Here is a 5,422-nt window from a genome sequence, read left to right on the forward strand (position 1 = left end):
AAAGGAGCAAAAAAAACCCTCTCCAGGAGGAGAGGGTTTTGAGGATAAAGCCCCTGGCGGTGACCTACTCTTGCATGCATGGGCACACTACCATCGGCGCAGCTGCGTTTCACTTCCGAGTTCGGGATGGGATCGGGTGGGGCCACAGCGCTATAGCCGCCAGGGAAGGGGTTGAAGCAGCGCTGGGGAGCGCCGGCTTCAAACTTTGAAGAGTCCAGCCCCGAAGGACCGGTTTTTACTCTTCCGCGAGACGGATCTCGCGTTGGATAAAGGGTAAACGAGTGACAAGCGTCTGGTGAAATGCGAGATGGATCGTCGGACGTGTACGAAGCGTCTTGGGGTTATATGGTCAAGCCGCACGGCTCATTAGTACGCGTTAGCTCAATGCATTGCTGCACGTCCACACCGCGCCTATCAACCACCTAGTCTAGATGGGGCCTTAAGGAGAGTCGAACTCTCGGGAGATCTCATCTTGGGGCGTGCTTCCCGCTTAGATGCTTTCAGCGGTTATCACTTCCGTTCATAGCTACCGGGCAATGCCTCTGGCGAGACAACCCGAACACCAGCGGAACGTCCACTCCGGTCCTCTCGTACTAGGAGCAGCCCCCCTCAAATCTCCAACGCCCACGACAGATAGGGACCGAACTGTCTCACGACGTTCTGAACCCAGCTCGCGTACCACTTTAAATGGCGAACAGCCATACCCTTGGGACCGGCTACAGCCCCAGGATGTGATGAGCCGACATCGAGGTGCCAAACACCGCCGTCGATATGAACTCTTGGGCGGTATCAGCCTGTTATCCCCGGAGTACCTTTTATCCGTTGAGCGATGGCCCTTCCATACAGAACCACCGGATCACTAAGACCTACTTTCGTACCTGCTTGATCCGTCGATCTTGCAGTCAAGCACGCTTATGCCTTTGCACACAGTGCGCGATGTCCGACCGCGCTGAGCGTACCTTCGTGCTCCTCCGTTACTCTTTGGGAGGAGACCGCCCCAGTCAAACTACCCACCATACACGGTCCCCGATCCGGATTACGGACCTAGGTTAGAACGTCAAGCACTTCAGGGTGGTATTTCAAGGATGGCTCCACCGAAACTAGCGTCTCGGTTTCATAGCCTCCCACCTATCCTACACAGAAGAACTCAACGTTCAGTGTAAAGCTATAGTAAAGGTTCACGGGGTCTTTCCGTCTTGCCGCGGGAACGCTGCATCTTCACAGCGATTTCAATTTCACTGAGTCTCGGGTGGAGACAGCGCCGCTGTCGTTACGCCATTCGTGCAGGTCGGAACTTACCCGACAAGGAATTTCGCTACCTTAGGACCGTTATAGTTACGGCCGCCGTTTACTGGGGCTTCGATCAAGAGCTTCGCCTTGCGGCTGACCCCATCAATTAACCTTCCAGCACCGGGCAGGCGTCACACCCTATACGTCCACTTTCGTGTTTGCAGAGTGCTGTGTTTTTGATAAACAGTCGCAGCGGCCAGGTTACTGCGACCCGCTAGTGCTCAGTCACGCATGTGACCACACCGGCGGGCGCACCTTCTCCCGAAGTTACGGTGCCATTTTGCCTAGTTCCTTCACCCGAGTTCTCTCAAGCGCCTTGGGATTCTCACCCTGCCTACCAGTGTCGGTTTACGGTACGGTTTGCTGTAGCTGAAGCTTAGTGGCTTTTCCTGGAAGCGTGGTCTCAGTCACTTCGCCCAAATGGGCTCGTCTCGGTGCTCGGCGTAAGTGATCCCGGATTTGCCTAAGATCACCGCCTACCGCCTTTCCCCGGGACAACCAACGCCCGGTAGACCTAACCTTCTCCGTCCCCACATCGCACTACAGTCAAGTGCTGGAATATTAACCAGCTTCCCATCGACTACGCATTTCTGCCTCGCCTTAGGGGCCGACTCACCCTGCGCCGATGAACGTTGCGCGAGGAAACCTTGGGCTTTCGGCGTGCGGGCTTTTCACCCGCATTATCGTTACTCATGTCAGCATTCGCACTTCCGATACCTCCAGCATGCTTCTCAACACACCTTCACAGGCTTACGGAACGCTCCTCTACCGCGCACACTAAAAGTGTGCACCCCGAGCTTCGGTGTATCGCTTAGCCCCGTTAAATCTTCCGCGCAGACCGACTCGACCAGTGAGCTATTACGCTTTCTTTAAAGGGTGGCTGCTTCTAAGCCAACCTCCTGGCTGTCTATGCCTTTCCACATCGTTTTCCACTTAGCGATAACTTGGGGACCTTAGCTGCGGGTCTGGGTTGTTTCCCTTTTCACGACGGACGTTAGCACCCGCCGTGTGTCTCCCGTATATTCTGTCCTGGTATTCGGAGTTTGCCATGGTTTGCTAAGTCGCGATGACCCGCTAGCCATAACAGTGCTCTACCCCCAGGAAGATTCATACGAGGCGCTACCTAAATAGCTTTCGAGGAGAACCAGCTATCTCCGAGTTTGTTTAGCCTTTCACTCCTATCCTCAGCTCATCCCCATCTATTGCAACAGATGTGGGTTCGGTCCTCCAGTGCGTGTTACCGCACCTTCAACCTGGCCAAGGATAGATCACTCGGTTTCGGGTCTACTGCCAGAGACTATGCGCCCTATTCAGACTCGGTTTCCCTTCGCCTCCCCTAGACGGTTAAGCTCGCCACTGACAGTAAGTCGCTGACCCATTATACAAAAGGTACGCAGTCACCCTTGCGGGCTTCCACTGCTTGTACGTATACGGTTTCAGGGTCTATTTCACTCCCCTCTCCGGGGTTCTTTTCGCCTTTCCCTCACGGTACTTGTTCGCTATCGGTCAGTCAGGAGTATTTAGCCTTGGAGGATGGTCCCCCCATGTTCAGACAGGGTTTCTCGTGCCCCGCCTTACTCAATTTCACGCCACGTGCATTTTCGCCTACGGGGCTATCACCCGCTATGGCCGGCCTTTCCAGACCCTTCGGCTAACACATGCAGCGCTTTTGGGCTGCTCCCCGTTCGCTCGTCGCTACTGAGGGAATCTCGGTTGATTTCTTTTCCTCCGGGTACTTAGATATTTCAGTTCCCCGGGTTCGCTTCGCTACGCTATGTATTCACGTAGCGATACTGCTTACGCAGTGGGTTTCCCCATTCGGACATTGCCGGATCAAAGCTTGTTGCCAGCTCCCCGACACTTTTCGCAGGCTGCCACGTCCTTCATCGCCTCTGACTGCCAAGGCATCCACCGTATACGCTTAGTCGCTTGACCATATAACCCCAAGTCGCCTCAGGCTTATACGTCCAATGACTCTTCGTCGTTATTTGCCTCAACGACACATCTCGGTTTGGTTTCAAACCAAGACGCTTGTCACTCGTTTACATTTTCAAAGAACACGAATCTGGCCTCAACGCCAGCTCGCTTCAAAATCTTTTGTATGCGCTACACATCCGCTTTATTGCCTAACTGGTGGAGCCAGTCGGGATCGAACCGACGACCCCCTGCTTGCAAAGCAGGTGCTCTCCCAGCTGAGCTATGGCCCCGTAAGTCCGGGTCGACATCCCAAATAGTGGTGGGTCTAGGTGGACTCGAACCACCGGCCTCACCCTTATCAGGGGTGCGCTCTAACCACCTGAGCTACAGACCCATAAAGCTTTCGACCCGCTCCTTGCGGAGCTGGCCTTTCACGCCTTTGGCGTGCGGATGTGCAGGTGTCTTGTGTGGACGTCTTGCGAAGGACGTCTGTCGTTCTCGAAAGGAGGTGATCCAGCCGCACCTTCCGATACGGCTACCTTGTTACGACTTCACCCCAGTCATGAACCACTCCGTGGTCGTCGCCCTCCTTGCGGTTAGGCTAACGGCTTCTGGAGCAACTCACTCCCATGGTGTGACGGGCGGTGTGTACAAGGCCCGGGAACGTATTCACCGCGGCATAGCTGATCCGCGATTACTAGCGATTCCGACTTCACGTAGTCGAGTTGCAGACTACGATCCGGACTGGGATCGGCTTTCTGGGATTGGCTCCACCTCGCGGTATTGCAACCCTCTGTACCGACCATTGTAGTACGTGTGTAGCCCTGGCCGTAAGGGCCATGATGACTTGACGTCATCCCCACCTTCCTCCGGTTTGTCACCGGCAGTCTCCTTAGAGTTCCCACCTTTACGTGCTGGCAACTAAGGACAAGGGTTGCGCTCGTTGCGGGACTTAACCCAACATCTCACGACACGAGCTGACGACAGCCATGCAGCACCTGTGTTCTGATTCCCGAAGGCACTCCCGCATCTCTGCAGGATTCCAGACATGTCAAGGCCAGGTAAGGTTCTTCGCGTTGCATCGAATTAAACCACATACTCCACCGCTTGTGCGGGCCCCCGTCAATTCCTTTGAGTTTCAGTCTTGCGACCGTACTCCCCAGGCGGCGAACTTAACGCGTTAGCTTCGACACTGATCTCCGAGTTGAGACCAACATCCAGTTCGCATCGTTTAGGGCGTGGACTACCAGGGTATCTAATCCTGTTTGCTCCCCACGCTTTCGTGCCTCAGCGTCAGTGTTGATCCAGATGGCCGCCTTCGCCACTGATGTTCCTCCCGATCTCTACGCATTTCACCGCTACACCGGGAATTCCACCATCCTCTATCACACTCTAGCGATCCAGTATCCACTGCCATTCCCAGGTTGAGCCCGGGGATTTCACAGCAGACTTAAATCACCGCCTACGCACGCTTTACGCCCAGTAATTCCGATTAACGCTTGCACCCTTCGTATTACCGCGGCTGCTGGCACGAAGTTAGCCGGTGCTTATTCCTCAGGTACCGTCAGCCCCACGAGGTATTAACCCGTGGTATTTCGCTCCTGATAAAAGTGCTTTACAACCCGAAGGCCTTCTTCACACACGCGGCATTGCTGGATCAGGCTTGCGCCCATTGTCCAATATTCCCCACTGCTGCCTCCCGTAGGAGTCTGGGCCGTGTCTCAGTCCCAGTGTGGCTGATCATCCTCTCAGACCAGCTATCGATCGTCGCCTTGGTAGGCCTTTACCCCACCAACTAGCTAATCGAACATCGGTCCGTCTAACCGCGCGAGGTCCGAAGATCCCCCGCTTTCTCCCGTAGGACGTATGCGGTATTAGCGTAAGTTTCCCTACGTTATCCCCCACGTCTAGGTAGGTCCCGATGTATTCCTCACCCGTCCGCCACTCGCCACCCATGGTATTGCTACCACTGTGCTGCCGTTCGACTTGCATGTGTTAGGCATGCCGCCAGCGTTCAATCTGAGCCAGGATCAAACTCTTCACTTAAGTTTTCGACCATCCGAGGATGATCTATCTTTCTGAAGCGTTTACCCTAACCGTAAAACGTCAAGCTTTTGAATTGACTCTTAGGTTAGACGCTTGCATTGCTTGGACAGTTTTCCGCCCAACGCAAGACGCCCACACAAGTCACCTGCGCATACTGTCAAAGATCAAC

Annotated in this window: 2 tRNA genes and 3 rRNA genes; all 5 read right to left on the reverse strand. The window is 54.7% G+C overall.

Annotated features, from left to right (window positions below):
- Positions 1-51: 51 nt before the first annotated feature.
- Positions 52-164, reverse strand: a 5S ribosomal RNA gene (rrf, locus tag ISP15_RS17875).
- Positions 165-345: 181 nt separating this feature from the next.
- Positions 346-3,225 (reverse strand): 23S ribosomal RNA (locus ISP15_RS17880).
- Between the two features lie 196 nt (positions 3,226-3,421).
- A tRNA-Ala gene (locus ISP15_RS17885) sits at positions 3,422-3,497 on the reverse strand.
- Between the two features lie 27 nt (positions 3,498-3,524).
- A tRNA-Ile gene (locus ISP15_RS17890) sits at positions 3,525-3,601 on the reverse strand.
- Between the two features lie 107 nt (positions 3,602-3,708).
- Positions 3,709-5,253 (reverse strand): 16S ribosomal RNA (locus ISP15_RS17895).
- The 16S, 23S and 5S rRNA genes sit together here with 2 tRNA genes alongside, the layout of an rRNA operon.
- Positions 5,254-5,422 lie beyond the last annotated feature (169 nt).

The organism is Dyella jejuensis, from assembly GCF_044904675.1.
Taxonomy (GTDB): Bacteria; Pseudomonadota; Gammaproteobacteria; order Xanthomonadales; family Rhodanobacteraceae; genus Dyella_B; species Dyella_B jejuensis.